This window comes from Pseudomonas sp. S30_BP2TU TE3576 (assembly GCF_050436025.1).
Taxonomy (GTDB): Bacteria; Pseudomonadota; Gammaproteobacteria; order Pseudomonadales; family Pseudomonadaceae; genus Aquipseudomonas.
Map to the genome: position 1 here is coordinate 4,035,446 of NZ_JBNDLK010000001.1, position 16,107 is coordinate 4,051,552.

Below are 16,107 nucleotides of genomic sequence, written 5' to 3' on the forward strand. Positions count from 1 at the left end.
TCGCGTGTAGGGATTACGCAGCGGGTTGCAGGCCGAACATCGCCAATTGCTGGGCGCTGCCCTTGCTCTGGATCAGACGTGGATCGTCCAGCGGGAAGCTGCGGCCCAGTTCGCTTTCCAGAATAGTCTGCAACTTGCGGTTATCGACTTTGCCGTCGGGGCCGATGGCGTCTTTGAGTTTTTGCGGGTCGACCTGGGCGGTCTTGCCCGGCTCGAAATAAATCGCGCCGGTGGCGAAGTCCACGGCAAACGCGATCAGGCCGGGGATGATGTAGAACAGCAGGCCCACGGCGTCGAGCGCGGCGATGGCCGGGTCGATCTTGCCTTCGATCTGGCCACGACGATCGGGGTAGAAGATCGAACCGCAGGCGGTCACTTGAGTCAGCAAGGTTGCGACCAGAACACCGCCAATCAGGCGAAAGGGAGCACGCATATGAAATCTCCTGGGTAATCTCGAAACGAAACATCGTCGGTATGAATTAAGACCCTGACGAACGCCTTGCAGTTCGCCGTTATACTCGGCCCTCTGTTTTGGAGCCAGCATGATTTCTTTGCCGATTGATGAAGTTTTACCCGCCCTGCGTGAAGCCCTTACTACACGCCACGAAGCCGTGCTTGAAGCTCCGCCCGGCGCCGGTAAAACCACCCGCGTGCCTTTGGCCCTGCTCAACGAACCGTGGCTGGCCGGGCAGACCATCCTGATGCTCGAACCCCGCCGGTTGGCCGCACGCGCAGCGGCGGAACGGCTGGCCAGTGAGCTGGGAGAGAAGGTCGGTGAAACCGTGGGTTATCGCATTCGGCTCGATAGCAAAGTCGGCCCCAAAACCCGCATCGAAGTGGTCACCGAAGGCATTCTCACCCGGCGCTTGCAGGATGATCCGGCGCTGGAAGGCGTGGGCCTGCTGATCTTCGACGAATTTCACGAGCGCAGCCTCGACGCTGACCTGGCCTTGGCCCTGAGCCTTAATGGTCGCGAGCTGTTCCGGGACGATCAGCCACTGAAAATCCTCTTGATGTCCGCCACACTTGAAGGCGAACGCTTGGCCGGGTTGCTCGACGACGCACCGATCCTGCGCAGCGAAGGGCGCATGTTCCCGGTGGCGATGCGCTGGGGCCGGCCGTTCCAGTCTGGTGAATTCATCGAGCCGCGGCTGGTGCAGACCATCCTTGAAGCTTTGAACGACGAGACCGGCAGCGTGCTGGTGTTCCTGCCGGGGCAAGCGGAAATCCGTCGCGTGCATCAGCAGTTGGCCGATGCGTTGGGCGATAACCCACAGTTTTTACTGTGTCCATTGCACGGTGAACTGGACCTGGCCGCACAACGGGCCGCGATCGATCCGGCACCGGCGGGCAAGCGCAAAGTGGTGCTGGCGACCAACATCGCCGAAACCAGTTTGACCATCGACGGCGTGCGCGTGGTGATTGATGCCGGTCTGGCGCGGGTGCCGCGTTTCGACCCCGGCAGCGGCATGACCCGCCTCGATACCCAGCGCATCTCGAAGGCTAGCGCCACCCAGCGCGCGGGCCGGGCCGGGCGCCTGGAACCGGGCGTGTGTTATCGCTTGTGGTCACAGGATCAGCACGAGCAGCTGGCGGCCTACGGCAGCGCGGAAATTCTCTCGGCGGATCTTGCCGGACTGGCCTTGCAGCTGGGGCGCTGGGGTGTGACGCCGGGGCAACTGGTGTGGCTTGATGTGCCGCCCGCCGCCGCGTATGCGCAGGCCCAGGATTTGCTCGAACGCTTGGGTGCACTGGAGGGCGAAGCGTTGACCCGTCACGGTCAGGCCATGGCCGAACTGCCGGCGCATCCACGCATCGCGCATTTGCTGTTACGCGGCCAGGCACTGGGTCTGGCGGACATGGCTTGCGACGTCGCGGCACTGCTCGGCGAGCGCGATATCTTGCGTGGCGGCGGGGCGGACTTGCACAGCCGACTGGTGCTGCTGTCTGGCGAAGAGCGCGCCGCACGCGGTGCCCAAGGGGGCGTGCAGCGCGCACGGCAACTGGCGCGGCAATATCGTGGTTACCTGCGCGGCAAAGCCGCGGAGCCGGTCAGCGATCCGGATCACCCGCGTTGGCTCGGTGCCTTGCTGGCGCTGGCCTATCCCGACCGCGTTGCCCAGCAGCGGCGGGCCGGTGGCGCGGAATATCGCTTGGCCAACGGGCGTGCCGCACTGTTTGCCGAGGCCGACAGCCTGATGAAGCAGCCGTGGCTGGTGATCGCCGATCTGGGCAGTCGTCAGGGCCAGCGTGAAGAGCGGATTTATCTGGCGACGGACTTCGACCCGACGCTCTTCGATTCAGTGCTGGCCGAGCAGGTGCGTTGCGTCGATCAACTGGATTGGGATGAGCGCGAAGGTGTGCTGCGGGCCGAGCGTCAGCGCAAGGTCGGTGAACTGATCCTCAGCCGCGAGCCGCTCACCGGCCTCGACGAAAGCGCCCGCAGCCAGGCGCTGGTGAATCTGGTGCGGCGCAAAGGTCTGGAGCTGTTGCCATGGACCCCGGAGCTGCGTCAGTGGCAGGCACGAGTGGCGTTGTTGCGGCAACTGGACCTCGCCGGCAAGGGCGAGAGTGAGTGGCCGGATGTCAGCGATGCAGCGTTGCTCAAAAGCCTGGAACACTGGCTGATGCCGTATCTGGGCAAGGTTTCGCGGCTCAGTCACTTCGCCAATCTCGACCTGTCGAGCATCGTCCACAACCTGCTGCCCTGGCCGTTACCGCAACGGCTGGACGAGCTGGCGCCGCATCATTTGATCGTGCCGTCGGGCTCGTCGATTCGCCTGGATTACAGCGAACAGCCGCCGATCCTGGCGGTGCGTCTGCAGGAGTTGTTCGGCCTGGCCGAAACCCCGCGCATCGCCGGAGGGCGGCAAGTGGTCAAGCTGCATCTGTTGTCCCCGGCGCGGCGGCCGGTGCAGGTGACACAGGATCTGGCGAACTTCTGGCGTAGCACCTACGCCGAGGTGAAGAAGGATTTGAAGGGGCGCTATCCGAAACATTATTGGCCGGATGATCCGCTGGTGGCCGAAGCGACTGCGCGGATCAAACCCCGGAAATAATATCGAAGGCTTGGCTTGAAACTGTGGCGAGGGGGCTTGCCCCCGTTGGGTCGCGGAGCGGCCCCAAATGCTGCTACAGAGTTGTGTCAGACTCACTGCATGTAATGGATTGCGACTGCTTCGCAGCCGAACGGGTCAAGCCCCCTCGTCACAGAAGTTACTGTGATCGTTCGGACTTGGCGGTCAGTTGTTCGCGGCAATAGTCAGCGAACAACTGCGCCGGTTTGGTCAGTTGCCCGCGCTTGAGCCAGGCCGCCACCAGTCCGGAACCGGTGACGTCTTCGGCGATGTCCACGCACATCACTTTCTGCCCGTCGTAGGTGCACTCCGAATGTGGTTTGGTCACCAGGATCGAGAAGCCGAATCCTTGTCCAACCATGCCGCGCACCATCTCGATCGATGGCGAGCTGAAGGCAATGCGCGGGGTCAGGTCCAGCTCTTCGAACAGGCTGACGAAATAGGTCCGGCTCGGTTGCACGTCCAAAAGAATCATCGGTTCCAGGCACAGGTCCCGCAGTGAGACTTGTGCCTGCTGGGCAAAACGGTGATCGGCCGGCAGCAGCGCGTAAGGCCGTTGCGCCGGCATCAAGGGTTCGGTTGCGATGGTGCCGTCGAGGTCATGTTCATAGAGGATCGCCAAATCGAACGCGCCGGACGTCAGGCCTTGCACCAGCTCTTGCTGCTCGCCGTCGCGAATGCGGATTTCCACCCCCGGATACAACGCCGAAAACCCGGCGATCAATTGCGGCAGGTACAGCGGCGCGACGGTTTCGAAACAGCCGATATCGATCTGCCCGGACACCACGTCATTGTCGGCCAGGGCGTTCTGTTCGAACTCCTTGGCCATGCGCAGCAGTTCCTGGGCCTTGCGGTAAAAGCGTGCACCGCTGGGGGTCAACGATACGCCCTGAGCGTGATGGCGAATCAGCAGTTGCACACCGAAGCTGTCTTCCAGCCCTTTGATGGCCGTGGAGATCGACGGCTGGGCGATGTACAGCTTGCGCGAGGCCTCGGCGACGCTGCCGCATTCGACGGTGGTGATGAAGTATTTCAGTTGACGCAGATTGTAGGCAGCCACAGCAAACCTCGGGGGAGAACGGATCAGGCATCCTGGCAATTTGCGCGCCACCCCTATCCGCTCGGGTAGCGATTTGTTGTGGTTGAACAATAACTACATGCTGCGCCAGAAGGGAGATTGGCTACGTAGTTTTTTCTTGGCCTGCGAACACATTTTTACTGGTTTTCCACCGCTTGGGCCTGAGCGACTATCCAATACACAAGAATGTCCTCTGGAGCATCTGAACGTGTTCGAGCTTGAGTATTGGCAACGCAAGGCCGCTTCCCTGCGGTTTCCCGACCAGGCTGTGATCGATGGCCAGCGCCGTGCGGCGCAGTCGGGGCAGACTTTCGCTGCGATTAACCCCGCCACCGGGCAATGCCTGGCCAATGTCGCGGCCTGTGGCGAGGAAGACGTGAACGCGGCGGTGCGCAATGCGCGGCAGGTGTTTGAAGCCGGCACCTGGTCGGCACGTTCGCCGACCGAACGTAAACAAGTGCTGTTGCGCCTGGCCGACTTGATCCTTGAAAACCGTGAAGAACTGGCGCTGCTCGATTCGCTGAACATGGGCAAGCCCGTCGCGGACGCCTATAACATCGACGTGCCGGGTGCCGCCGGGGTGTTCCGCTGGTACGCCGAGAGCCTCGACAAACTCTACGATCAGGTCGCGCCGAGTGCGCAGAACGTATTGGCGACCATTACTCGCGAAGCCCTCGGCGTGGTCGCTGCCGTGGTGCCGTGGAATTTCCCTCTGGACATGGCGGCGTGGAAACTCGCCCCGGCTCTTGCCTCCGGGAATTCGGTCATTCTCAAACCGGCCGAGCAGTCGCCGTTTTCCGCCTTGCGTCTGGCTGAGCTGGCGCTGGAGGCGGGTATTCCGGCCGGTGTACTCAACGTGCTGCCGGGCCTCGGCGAACAGACCGGCAAGGCCCTCGGCCTGCACCCGGATGTCGATTGCCTGGTGTTCACCGGCTCCACCGAAGTCGGTAAATATTTCATGCAGTACTCGGCGCAATCGAACCTCAAGCAGGTATGGCTGGAGTGCGGCGGCAAGAGCGCCAACCTGGTGTTCGCCGATTGTCAGGACCTGGATCTGGCCGCCGAGAAAGCCGCGTTCGGCATCTTCTTCAATCAGGGCGAAGTCTGTTCGGCCAACTCGCGATTGCTGGTGCAGCGTTCGATTCATGACGAGTTCGTCGAACGCCTCAAGGCCCAGGCCGAGCGCTGGCAGCCGGGCGATCCGCTGGACCCGTCGAGCGCCGCCGGGGCCATCGTCGACAGCCGTCAGACCGAGCGCATCATGAAGTTCATCCAACAGGCCGAACAGCACGGCGCGAGCAAAGTGTGTGGCGGTCGGCAGTCGATCTTCAACGGCTCGGACAACTTCATTCAGCCGACGATTTTCACCGGCGTGACGCCGGACATGCCGCTGTTTCGCGATGAAGTATTCGGCCCGGTGCTGGCCGTCACAGTGTTCGACGACGAGGCCCATGCGTTGCAATTGGCCAACGATAGCGTCTACGGTCTGGCGGCCTCGCTGTGGACCGACGACCTCAACCGCGCCCACCGCGTGGCGCGACAATTGCGAGCGGGCACGGTGTCGGTCAACAGCGTCGATGCGCTGGACGTGACCGTACCTTTTGGCGGTGGCAAGCAGTCGGGTTTCGGCCGCGACCTGTCCCTGCATTCATTCGATAAATACACCCAGTTGAAGACCACCTGGTTTCAATTGCGCTGATAACAAAACGGAGAACTGGCGATGACCACACCACGTGAAACCCGCGACTACCAGGCCGCCGACGCTGCGCACCACATCCATGCGTTCGTCGATCAGAAAGCCCTCAACGACGAGGGACCACGGGTGATGGTCCGTGGCGAGCGCCTGCATCTGTGGGACAACGACGGCCGGCGTTACCTCGACGGCATGTCCGGGTTGTGGTGCACCAACCTCGGTTACGGGCGCAAGGACCTGGCGGCCGCGGCGAGCCAGCAACTGGAACAGCTGCCGTACTACAACATGTTTTTCCACACCACCCACCCGCAGGTGATCGAGCTGTCCGAGCTACTGTTCAGCCTGCTGCCGGGGCACTACAGCCACGCGATCTACACTAACTCCGGCTCCGAAGCCAACGAGGTGTTGATCCGCACGGTGCGTCGTTACTGGCAGGTGCTCGGCAAGCCCGAGAAGAAAATCATGATCGGCCGCTGGAACGGATACCACGGTTCGACCCTGGCCGCGACGGCATTGGGCGGCATGAAGTTCATGCACGAAATGGGCGGCATGATTCCGCACATCGAGCACATCGACGAGCCGTACTTCTTCGCTCACGAGGGCAACCTGACGCCAGCCGAATTCGGTTTGCGCGCGGCACAGCAACTGGAAGCGAAGATTCTCGAACTGGGTGCGGACAAGGTCGCAGGCTTCATCGCCGAACCGTTCCAGGGCGCTGGCGGGATGATCTTCCCGCCGGAAAGCTACTGGCCGGAAATCCAGCGCATCTGCCGCAAGTACGACGTGCTGCTGTGTGCCGATGAAGTGATCGGCGGCTTCGGTCGTACCGGCGAATGGTTCGCCCACGAGTACTTCGGTTTCGAGCCGGACACCCTGTCCATCGCCAAGGGGCTGACCTCGGGTTACATCCCCATGGGCGGCTTGATACTGTCGAAGAAAATGGCCTCGGTGCTGGTGGAGCAGGGCGGCGTGTTTGCCCACGGCCTGACCTATTCCGGACACCCGGTGGCGGCGGCGGTGGCGATTGCCAACCTCAAGGCGCTGCGCGATGAAGGCGTGGTGACGCGGGTCAAGGATGACATCGGCCCGTACCTGCAACAGTGCCTGCGCGAAGTGTTCGGCAAGCACCCGCTGGTGGGCGATATCCAGGGCACCGGCATGGTCGCGGCGCTGCAATTGGCTGAAGACAAAAACAGTCGCAAGCGTTTTGCCAACGAGAACGATATCGCCTGGCGTTGCCGCACGATTGGCTTCGAGGAAGGGGTGATCATTCGCTCGACATTGGGCCGGATGATCATGGCGCCGGCGTTGATTGCCAGTCGTGAAGAGATTGACGAACTGATCGCCAAGACCTTGAAAGCGCTGGATCGAACGGCGCAGGAATACGGCCGGCTCTGATCGTGTAGCGTTCTTTCGGGCCTCTTCGCGAGCAAGCCCGCTCCCACATTGGATTTGTGTCTGACACCGATCCCCTGTGGGAGCGGGCTTGCTCGCGAATGCTATGGCCCATTCAACATAGTTCCAGCACCTTGCACTCACCCCGTGCATCCCCGCCGACAGCGCCCTTTCGCAGTGCGCGCTAACGAGTTTTTTCATCGTTCGCATCCACATATTTCCTCATTTTCCTAATCCCGCCCTTGGGCCAACATCGATCTCGCCAGCCCGCCGAATGCTGCCCGCCGAAGGGTCCCTCAGAGACCACAGGCAGCAGCCGATTCAGGGCTCGCCGTACTGCCCATGACAAAACTAAATCAACAGCTTTGGGAGTGCTCCATGATCAAGTCCTTGCTTACCCGCGTTGCCCATCCACTGGCGATCACCGCCATCGCCGCGACGGTCGCCACCAGCGCCCAGGCCGGCACCCTGTCCATCGGTCATACCACCTGGGTCGGCTACGGCACCCTGTACCTGGCCCAGGACCTTGGCTACTTCAAGGAAAACGGTTTGACCGTCGAGTTGCCAGTGGTCGAAGAAGCGGCGATGTACATGGCCGCACAAGCTTCCGGCGAGTTGTCCGGCTCGGCGTCGACCATCGACGAGGTGCTCAAGTACCGTCCGCAATTCTGCTTCAAGGCCGTGGCCGCGCTGGACGACAGCCATGGTGGCGACGGCGTGCTGGTGGGCAAGGACGTCAAGAGCCTGCAAGAACTCAAGGGCCAGGCCGTGGCGGTGAACGAAGGGTCGACCTCGCAGTTCTGGTTGTCGTATCTGCTGAAAAAGAACGGCATGAAAATGAGCGACATCACCGTGCAGAACATGACGGCCGACGATGCCGCCACCGCGTTCATCGCCGGTCGCGTACCCGCCGCCGTGACCTGGGAGCCGCACCTGTCGATGGTGCGCGACAAGAAACAGGGCAAGGTGCTGATCGACAGCAGCAGCACGCCGGGGGTGATTGTCGACGTGGTGGCATTGAACTGCACCGTCATCGAAAAACAGCCGGAAGACGTCAAGGCACTGGTGGCCGGTTTGTACAAAGCCGTGCAGTACACCAAGGATCATCCACAGGAAGCCTACAAAATCATGGCCAAGGGTGTCGGCGGTTACCTGGCCGATCCGAAGGAACTCGAAGCGGCCGCCCAAGGCGTGCGTTTCTATGATCAGGCCATGAGCGAAAAACTGTTGGGCGCGCCGGGCAAGCCGGGTGACAGCGCACCGCTGATCAAACTGGCCAACGAGACCGCCAGCGAGCTGCAAGGCAAGCCCTACAACGTCAGCAATGACGATCTGATCGACAACCGTTTCGTCACCCCCCTCTAGGAGGTTTGCATGTTCAAGCGCAATTCATGGCTGAGCCGCTGCATCACGCCCAAGACCGGCCTGCCGGTCTCGGTGATCTGGAGCGCGAGCGGTCTGGCCTGGGTGCTGCTGGTCGGCCTGTGGGCTGGCTTGTCTTACGGTGGCGTGGTGCCGGGCATGTTCCTGCCGACGCCGGGCGCGGTGGTCGAAGCCGCCGTACGTCTCGGTCGCGACGGCACCCTCGGCCAGCATGTGTGGGCCAGCGTCGAAGTGGTGATGGTCGGTTTCATTGTGTCGTCCCTGGTGGCGGTGCCGCTGGGATTGTTGATGGGCAGTTTCCGCATCGTCCAGGCCTTCCTTGAGCCGCTGGTGAACTTCATTCGCTACCTGCCGGTGACCTCGTTCGTGCCGCTGTTCATCCTGTGGATCGGCATCGGCCTGGAGCAGCGGGTATCGGTGATCATCTTCGGTGTGTTCTTCCAGCAACTGGTGATGATCGCGGACGTGTCCAAAGGCATCTCCAAGGACCTGATCAACGCCTCCTATACCCTCGGTTCCAATCGCCGCGATGCGGTGCTGCACGTGATCGCCCCCGCTTCCCTGCCAGGCGTGCTCGACACCCTGCGCGTGACCATGGGCTGGGCCTGGACTTACCTGGTGGTCGCCGAACTGGTCGCCGCGTCCAGTGGCCTGGGTTACCTGAGCCTCAAGGCCATGCGCGGCTTTCAGGTGGATGTGATCTTCCTGGCCATCGCGATCATCGGCCTGCTGGGCCTGGTCACCGATCAACTGTTCCGTTTTCTCCGTCTGAGGATCACCGCATGGGCTCAGTAACCGCCGCCACTCATCGTTTTGTCGCCCCCCAGGCTGCCCCGGTGAACGCGCCTCGGCTGCAAGTGGACAAGGTCAGTCTGAGTTACAGGAAACCCGATGGCGGCACGTTCACTGCGTTGCAGGAGGTGTCGTTCGAAGTGCCGGACCAGCAGTTCGCCGTACTGGTAGGACCCTCGGGTTGTGGCAAGTCGAGTCTGCTGTATCTCACTGCCGGTCTGGCCGAACCGACCTCCGGCGAGATTTACGTCGGCGGCCAACAGGTGGAAGGCCCCGGCGCGGATCGCGGCATGGTGTTCCAGAGTTACACGCTGTTCCCGTGGCTGACCGTGCGGCAGAACGTCGAGTTCGGCCTCAAGCGTCGTGGCATGCCAGCGGCGCAACGCAAGGATATCGTCGACTACTACGTCAACGAAGTGGGCCTGAGCGGTTTTGCCGACAACTACGCCAAGCAGTTGTCCGGCGGGATGATGCAACGCGTCGCCATTGCACGCGCGCTGGCCAATGACCCGCAAATCCTGCTGATGGACGAACCCTTCGGCGCCCTCGACAGCCAGACGCGCCTGCAAATGCAGCAGTTGTTGCTGCGGGTGTGGGGCAACAGCAAGAAGACCGTGTTGTTCGTGACCCACGACATCGACGAGGCGATTCTGCTCGGCGACCGGGTCTACGTCATGGGCGCCAGGCCTGGGCGGATCAAGCAGATCCTCGATGTACCGATCGAACGTCCACGCAACCTGGACATGGTCATGGAGCGCTCGTTCATCGAGATGAAACGCGAGATCTTCGGGCTGCTGCATGATGATCTGGAAGAGGTGCATTAAGTCTGGTTTGCACAGCTCTGTGTGGGAGCGGGCTTGCTCGCGAAGAGGGCGTGTCAGTCGACTTCCCAGGTAGCTGATACACCGCCTTCGCGAGCAAGCCCGCTCCCACAGGTATTGTGTTGACTCGGGGTCAGGGCGCAGCCGGCAACAGGAACCGGGCAATCACCGGCAAGTGATCGGAGATACGCAACGTATCGTCTTGCCTCACCATGGCTTCGACCCGTTTGAGCCGCGGACTGTAGAACAGGTAGTCGACGGTCCGGTCGGGGCCGTTCAGCTGCGGGTCGTTCGGGTAGTGGGTCAGCCAGCGCTCGCGGTCGATACCACTGGCTTCGTTGTTGGTCGGGATCATCGGGTACTTGTCCCACAGCACATGCAACGCACTGTCGGCGGAGTAGGGTGTGCGTTGTGCATCGGGCAGGCGTCGATACTGGCCCAACGGCAACAGGTTGAAATCCCCGCCGATCAGCCACGGCGTGCCACGGCTTTCGAATTTATCGAGGGCCCTGGCCACGGCGTTCACCTGGTCTTGCAAGGCATTGTCGGCTTGGGTGGCGCGGTCCAGATGGGTATTGAGCACCGCCAACTGCCCGCCATCACTCAATGGCAAGTAGCTCACCAGCAAGGCGTCTCTGGGTTTGAATTGGCGGCTGACCGGATTGCCCGGATCGACGGGCAGTTGCAGGCGTTCGGCATGTTCGATCTGGTAGCGGCTCAGGGTCGCCAGTTGCCGGCCGACGCTGCCGAAAATGTGTGGGTTCGGCACGAAGTCGGCCTTCCAGTCGAAGGCGCTGGTGCCACACGGATACAAATCGGCGAGCCGTTCCTGCAGCAGTTTGAGCTGGTGCTGGTAATTGCTGGCTTTGGCGCCGTCGTCCAGCTCCTGCAACAGTACGATGTCCGGTTGTTCGTCGCGAATCACCCGCGCCACTTCGTCGAGGCTGAAGGCCATGTCTTCCGGTGTGGGGCGTTCGTCGGTGCCGGCGGCCAGGTCGTTCCAGAACACGTAACGCTTGCCGGCCAGGTACTGGACGTTCCAGGTCATTACCTTCAGCGCCTGCCCGGGGACCAGGGTGGGAGCCTGGGCACTGCAACTGACGGGCAATACTTCTTTGGCGTCGGGGCGCCAGGTCAGGCTGTAGATCATCACGGCGATCAGGCCGATCACGACCAACAGGCCCAGCAGGGTGTAGCGCAGTAGACGGGTCATGGCTCGGCTTATTAGCGTTACAAAATTGTTCCCGAGCATACCCGAGAGCGATGGCTGCGCCCAAGGTCAGAGCGAGCTGTCATTGCTCTCAGGCAACGGGTTGATCAGCATGAACAGACGGAACAGCACCACGCTGGTGAACAGCTGCAGGAAACTGTGGGCGCTGTCGATCAACAGCAAGATCACCGGGTTTTGCGGTTCCGGATACGCCGCCAGGGTTACCCCCTTGAGCAGCCACAACGGTCCCATCACACACAAAATGCACAGCAGGATGCGCAGAAAGTGACCTTGGGTCATGCGCAGGCTTTCCTTCATGGCTGCCAGCGGCGCCAGGCCCCGCAACACCAGCAGGTATTCACCAAACGCCAGGGTCACCATCAGGTAGATGCCCGGCAGAAAGTACAGCGACAGGCCAAGCAGAATCAGCACGGTATTGAGCGCCGTCAGCAGGGCGAAGCGTGGCCACAGGCTTGCCGCCATCGCCAGCAGGTCGCGGTTGCGCGGCGACTCGCCTCGGCTGCGGGCGTTGAGAAACAGAATCAGCGCGGCGGTGTACAGCGGGTACACCAGCAGGCCGACGATCACGCTGATACCGGGGAAACTGTCCGGCTCGGTGGAGTGGCCGACCACTTGTTGCAGCAGCGCCTCAAGCATCACCAGCGGCAGGCACAGCTGCACGATCTGGTTCAGATTGCGCTTGAAGAAATACAGCGAGTCACGCAGGACATCTAACGGATTCATCAGTTGGTATCGCAGGTTGGACGCAGTGGCTCACTTTAACCGATCAAGCACTCGGGGACGCAAACGTAAACGTTCGGTAAAGGTCATTGAAACATATTGTTTCAGCCTCCATTAAGGTTGAGCACCTTATCCTCAGTGGATAAAGGCAACGATTTCCCCGGCAATCTACGAGGTCGCCATGAACAGCGAAGAACAAACCCTGATCGATGGACTGTTTTCCCGGCTGCAACAGGCCGAAACGGACGCAGCCCCGCGCGATGCCCAGGCCGAGGCGCGAATCAAGGAACACCTGACGCGCCAGCCAGCGGCAGGTTATTTCATGACCCAGGCGATTCTGGTGCAAGAGGCGGCGATCAAGAGCCTCGATGAACAGAACAGGCAACTGACCCAGCAAGTTCAGCAATTGCAGGCCGAGCTGCAACAGGCCAAGGCTCAGGCAACCCCGGCTCCGGCAGCGGGTAGCGGTGGATTTTTGTCGAGCATCTTTGGCGGCAGCTCTCGTGAGCCACAGCCGGCGCCCACCCAGAGCGCACCCCCATCAAGCGGTGGCTGGCGTGAGCCGGGGCGTTCGTCGTTTGGCGCGCCACCGCCCCAGCAGAACTTCGGCTCCCCGCAGCAAAACTTTCCACAGCAAGGCTATGCGCCGCAACAGCAGGCCCCGGCAGCGGCCGGCAGCAGTTTCCTCGGTGGCGCATTGAAAACCGCGGCCGGTGTCGCCGGCGGCGTGATGCTGGCCCAAGGCATCAGCAGTCTGTTCCATCACAATCAGCAACCGGAAATCGTTGAGGTCATCAAGGAAGAGCCGGCCCAGGTCAACGACCAGGGCAACAACGGCTGGGGCGATGACCAGCGCATGGCCGGTAATGATTCCTATGGCAACGATCAGGGTGGCTTCAGCGACGCTGACTACAGCGATGACTCGTTATTCGGCGGCGACGACGATTCCTTCGTCTGAAACATCTGTGGCGAGGGAGCAAGCTCCCTCGCCACATAGCCGATTATTCGCGGAACAATCCTTCGGGCTGGCATACTGGGCGACTTTTCGGGCCTGGTGCCTGATTCAGCCTTTGAGGAATACCGGTGAAAAAAATCGCAGTGTTCGCCGACGTCCAAAACCTCTATTACACCGTGCGTCAGGCCTATGGTTGCCATTTCAACTATGCCGCGCTGTGGGCTGATATCAGCAAACAGGGCGAGATCGTCGAAGCCTACGCCTACGCCATCGACCGTGGCGACAGCAAACAGCAGCAGTTCCAGCAGATCCTGCGCAACCTCGGTTTCATCGTGAAGCTCAAGCCTTACATCCAGCGCAGTGATGGTTCGGCCAAGGGCGACTGGGACGTGGGCATCACCCTCGACATCATGGATGCCGCCGACCATGTCGACGAAATCGTGCTGGCCTCCGGCGATGGCGACTTTGACATGCTGCTCGAACGCATCATCAGCAAACATGGCGTGCAAGCGGTGGCCTACGGCGTACCGGGCCTGACCGCCAACTCGCTGATCCGCGCCGCCAGCCGCTACGTGCCGATCGAAGGCGCGTTGCTGCTCAAGAATTGATTTTTACGGAGTTGAACCAGGTTTGGAACGCATAGCAGTCATCGACTTTGAAACCACCGGGATCTCCCCGAGCAGCAGCTGCCGGGCCACGGAAATTGCCGTGGTGATCCTTGAGCAGGGGCGCATCGTCGAGCGTTACCAAAGCCTGATGAACGCCGGCGTGCGCGTCCCGGCTTTCATCGAGCAGCTCACCGGCATCAGCAACGCCATGCTGCGCACCGCGCCATCGGCGGAGCAGGTGATGAACGAGGTTAATGAATTCGTCGGCTGCACTCCGTTGCTCGCGCACAACGCGGCATTCGACCAGAAGTTCTGGGACTTCGAACTGGGGCGAATCAAACGCACCCGATTGCAGAACTTTGCCTGTTCGCTGCTTTTGGCCCGGCGCCTGATGCCCGCCGCGCCGAACCACAAACTCGGCACCCTCACCACGTTTGCCAACCTGCCCCACACCGGCAAGGCCCACCGGGCCATGGCCGATGCCGAGATGGCGGCCAACCTGATGGCGCACCTGGAGAAAGAGTTGCTCCACAAGCATGGCTTGCGCGAGCTGTCCCATGACTTGCTGTGCACGTTGCAGAAGGTCCCGGCGGCGAAAGTGGGCGAACACCTCAAGCGCTATCGCTGATCCCGAACTCACCACAAATCCCCTGTGGGAGCGGGCTTGCTCGCGAAGGCTTTTTTTCATTCAACATTGCTGTCGACGGATACACCGCTTTCGCGAGCAAGCCCGCTCCCACATTTGTTCTTCAGTGGTCTTGGGGTTATTTGCCATTCCCTTCGATATGCCCCAGCGGCACCCGCTTCTCTATCGCACTCGACAGCACTATCGACGTCTTGCTGAACCCGAACGTGGCAATCCGGTTAATCAACTCTTCCAGCTCCGGCATCGAGCCCACCGCCGCTTGCATGATCACGCAGGGATCGCCGGTTACCCGATGGCATTCGGTCAATTGCGGGATTTTGATCAGGTCGTCGTAGGCTTTCTGGTTGCCGTGCTGGTTCAGGCGCAGTTCGATCACGCACTGGATCGGCAGGCCGAGCTTGGCCATGTCGACTTTTGCCTGATAACCGGTGATCACGCCGCTGGCTTCCAGTTTGGCCACGCGCTCGGCCACGGCCGGGGCTGACAGGTTGACCTTGCGCGCCAGGTCCGCGTAGGACGCGCGACCGTTTTCCAGCAGGGCGCTGAGCAGCATGCGGTCGTATTTGTCCATGGGACGACTCCTGAAAATGGCTGACTTTCGAAAGCACGGTTTATTGCAAGAATCTCCGTGTTTTGAAAAGTGTACCGGTGCGATAAACAGGTTTTGTAACTTATTTTCCGCCGTTGGCCTTTCTAGAATAGCCGTTCACTTGTCTTGCCTGCGAGCTGCCCCCATGCCTGGCCCACGTCGCTTTCCCTTACCGCTGATCGCTGCCTTCTTCGCGCTGTACGTGATTTGGGGCTCGACCTATCTGGTGATTCGCATCGGTGTGGAATATTGGCCGCCGCTGCTGCTCGCCGGGATCCGTTTCGTCATCGCCGGGACCATGATGTACGCCTTCCTGCGCTGGCGCGGGGCGCCGGCACCGACCTGGGCGCAGTGGAAAGCGGCCGGGGTCATCGGCATTTTGCTGTTGGCGTGTGGCAACGGCGCGGTCAGCGTGGCTGAACACACCGGCGTCGCTTCGGGTGTGGCGGCGCTGGCGGTGGCGACGGTGCCGCTGTTTACCTTGCTCTGTGGATATTTCTGGGGCGCGCGTAATACCCGTCTCGAATGGGCCGGGATTGTGCTCGGGCTGATCGGTATTGCCATGCTCAATCTCGGCTCTAACCTGCAATCGAGCCCGTTGGGCGCGGCGTTGCTGATATTCGCGGCGGCAACCTGGACCTTTGGCTCGGTGTGGAGCAAACACCTGCCGCTGCCTCAAGGGGCAATGGCCAGTGCCGTGGAAATGCTGGTGGGCGGCGTAGTCCTGCTGATCGGCAGTGCGGTCAGCGGTGAACATCTGGAAAAGGTGCCGCCAATCGAAGGCTGGGCAGCCTTGGCGTACTTGACCGTGTTCGGTTCGATCATCGCCTTCAACGCCTACATGTACCTGTTGAAGCATGTGCGTCCGGCGGCGGCCACCAGTTATGCCTACGTCAATCCTGCGGTGGCGGTGTTGCTGGGGATTGTGTTTGTCGGCGAGACCATCGGCATCGAAGAAGCGCTGGCCATGCTGGTGATCATCAGTGCGGTGGTGCTGATTGGCCTGCCGCAGTGGCGGCGCAAGCCGGAACGGCCAGTAGTGGCGGCGGTGCCGACGACAGAATCCGGTGTGAATTAGGGTAAACTGCGCGCCATTGCACACTCGTTGCACAACCGCGC

15 protein-coding genes are annotated in these 16,107 nt (G+C 61.4%); 10 read left to right on the top strand and 5 right to left on the bottom strand.

Annotation, left to right across the window (positions count from 1 at the left end; genetic code table 11):
* Window positions 1-13 precede the first annotated feature (13 nt).
* Window positions 14-433, bottom strand: a complete 420-nt coding sequence (locus ABIA48_RS18390) for a hypothetical protein (RefSeq protein ID WP_008022979.1) — start codon at window positions 431-433, stop codon at window positions 14-16.
* A 109-nt stretch (window positions 434-542) separates the two neighbouring features.
* Here ABIA48_RS18390 and hrpB point away from each other — a divergent pair, with 109 nt between their 5' ends.
* On the top strand, window positions 543-3,059 hold the full coding sequence (gene hrpB / locus ABIA48_RS18395) for an ATP-dependent helicase HrpB (RefSeq protein WP_429490414.1): 2,517 nt from the start codon (window positions 543-545) through the stop codon (window positions 3,057-3,059).
* Window positions 3,060-3,216: 157 nt separating this feature from the next.
* Here hrpB and ABIA48_RS18400 read toward each other — a convergent pair whose 3' ends face one another.
* Window positions 3,217-4,137 carry a LysR substrate-binding domain-containing protein gene (locus tag ABIA48_RS18400; protein ID WP_429490415.1) on the bottom strand — a complete coding sequence of 307 codons (921 nt, stop codon included), beginning with the start codon at window positions 4,135-4,137 and terminating at the stop codon, window positions 3,217-3,219.
* 226 nt (window positions 4,138-4,363) lie between these two features.
* Here ABIA48_RS18400 and ABIA48_RS18405 point away from each other — a divergent pair, with 226 nt between their 5' ends.
* The 5 genes from ABIA48_RS18405 (at window position 4,364) to ABIA48_RS18425 (ending at window position 10,242) form a co-directional block, all read left to right on the top strand.
* Window positions 4,364-5,854, top strand: a complete 1,491-nt coding sequence (locus ABIA48_RS18405) for an aldehyde dehydrogenase (RefSeq protein ID WP_429490417.1) — start codon at window positions 4,364-4,366, stop codon at window positions 5,852-5,854.
* 21 nt (window positions 5,855-5,875) lie between these two features.
* Entirely contained in the window at window positions 5,876-7,246 is a 1,371-nt protein-coding gene (locus ABIA48_RS18410) for an aspartate aminotransferase family protein (RefSeq protein ID WP_204933475.1), read from the top strand.
* A gap of 375 nt (window positions 7,247-7,621) precedes the next feature.
* Complete coding sequence (locus tag ABIA48_RS18415) at window positions 7,622-8,608, top strand: ABC transporter substrate-binding protein (protein ID WP_310061439.1); 987 nt, start codon at window positions 7,622-7,624, stop codon at window positions 8,606-8,608.
* A 9-nt stretch (window positions 8,609-8,617) separates the two neighbouring features.
* Window positions 8,618-9,421, top strand: a complete 804-nt coding sequence (locus ABIA48_RS18420) for an ABC transporter permease (RefSeq protein WP_007990681.1) — start codon at window positions 8,618-8,620, stop codon at window positions 9,419-9,421.
* The gene (locus tag ABIA48_RS18425; RefSeq protein WP_007990682.1) at window positions 9,409-10,242 is read left to right on the top strand and encodes an ABC transporter ATP-binding protein; all 834 of its coding nucleotides are present in this window, start codon (window positions 9,409-9,411) and stop codon (window positions 10,240-10,242) included. Before ABIA48_RS18420 ends, ABIA48_RS18425 begins: the two co-directional genes overlap by 13 nt.
* Before the next feature lie 130 nt (window positions 10,243-10,372).
* Here the strand turns inward: ABIA48_RS18425 and ABIA48_RS18430 are convergent, their stop codons facing one another.
* Both ABIA48_RS18430 and ABIA48_RS18435 read right to left on the bottom strand, forming a co-directional pair.
* The gene (locus ABIA48_RS18430; RefSeq protein WP_429490420.1) at window positions 10,373-11,452 is read right to left on the bottom strand and encodes an endonuclease/exonuclease/phosphatase family protein; all 1,080 of its coding nucleotides are present in this window, start codon (window positions 11,450-11,452) and stop codon (window positions 10,373-10,375) included.
* A 66-nt stretch (window positions 11,453-11,518) separates the two neighbouring features.
* Window positions 11,519-12,193 (bottom strand): YciC family protein, encoded by a 675-nt coding sequence (locus ABIA48_RS18435; RefSeq protein ID WP_277532014.1) that lies wholly within the window; start codon window positions 12,191-12,193, stop codon window positions 11,519-11,521.
* Window positions 12,194-12,371: 178 nt separating this feature from the next.
* Here ABIA48_RS18435 and ABIA48_RS18440 point away from each other — a divergent pair, with 178 nt between their 5' ends.
* The 3 genes from ABIA48_RS18440 (at window position 12,372) to ABIA48_RS18450 (ending at window position 14,381) form a co-directional block, all read left to right on the top strand.
* Window positions 12,372-13,148, top strand: a complete 777-nt coding sequence (locus ABIA48_RS18440; protein ID WP_429490423.1) for a DUF2076 domain-containing protein — start codon at window positions 12,372-12,374, stop codon at window positions 13,146-13,148.
* Window positions 13,149-13,273: 125 nt separating this feature from the next.
* Window positions 13,274-13,753: an NYN domain-containing protein gene (locus tag ABIA48_RS18445; protein ID WP_429490425.1), complete on the top strand. Its 480-nt coding sequence runs from the start codon at window positions 13,274-13,276 to the stop codon at window positions 13,751-13,753.
* A 22-nt stretch (window positions 13,754-13,775) separates the two neighbouring features.
* Entirely contained in the window at window positions 13,776-14,381 is a 606-nt protein-coding gene (locus tag ABIA48_RS18450) for a 3'-5' exonuclease (RefSeq protein ID WP_429490426.1), read from the top strand.
* Between the two features lie 136 nt (window positions 14,382-14,517).
* Here the strand turns inward: ABIA48_RS18450 and ABIA48_RS18455 are convergent, their stop codons facing one another.
* Complete coding sequence (locus ABIA48_RS18455; protein WP_007990688.1) at window positions 14,518-14,970, bottom strand: Lrp/AsnC family transcriptional regulator; 453 nt, start codon at window positions 14,968-14,970, stop codon at window positions 14,518-14,520.
* A 163-nt stretch (window positions 14,971-15,133) separates the two neighbouring features.
* Here ABIA48_RS18455 and yedA point away from each other — a divergent pair, with 163 nt between their 5' ends.
* Window positions 15,134-16,066: a drug/metabolite exporter YedA gene (yedA, locus tag ABIA48_RS18460; protein ID WP_429490429.1), complete on the top strand. Its 933-nt coding sequence runs from the start codon at window positions 15,134-15,136 to the stop codon at window positions 16,064-16,066.
* Window positions 16,067-16,107: the final 41 nt, after the last annotated feature.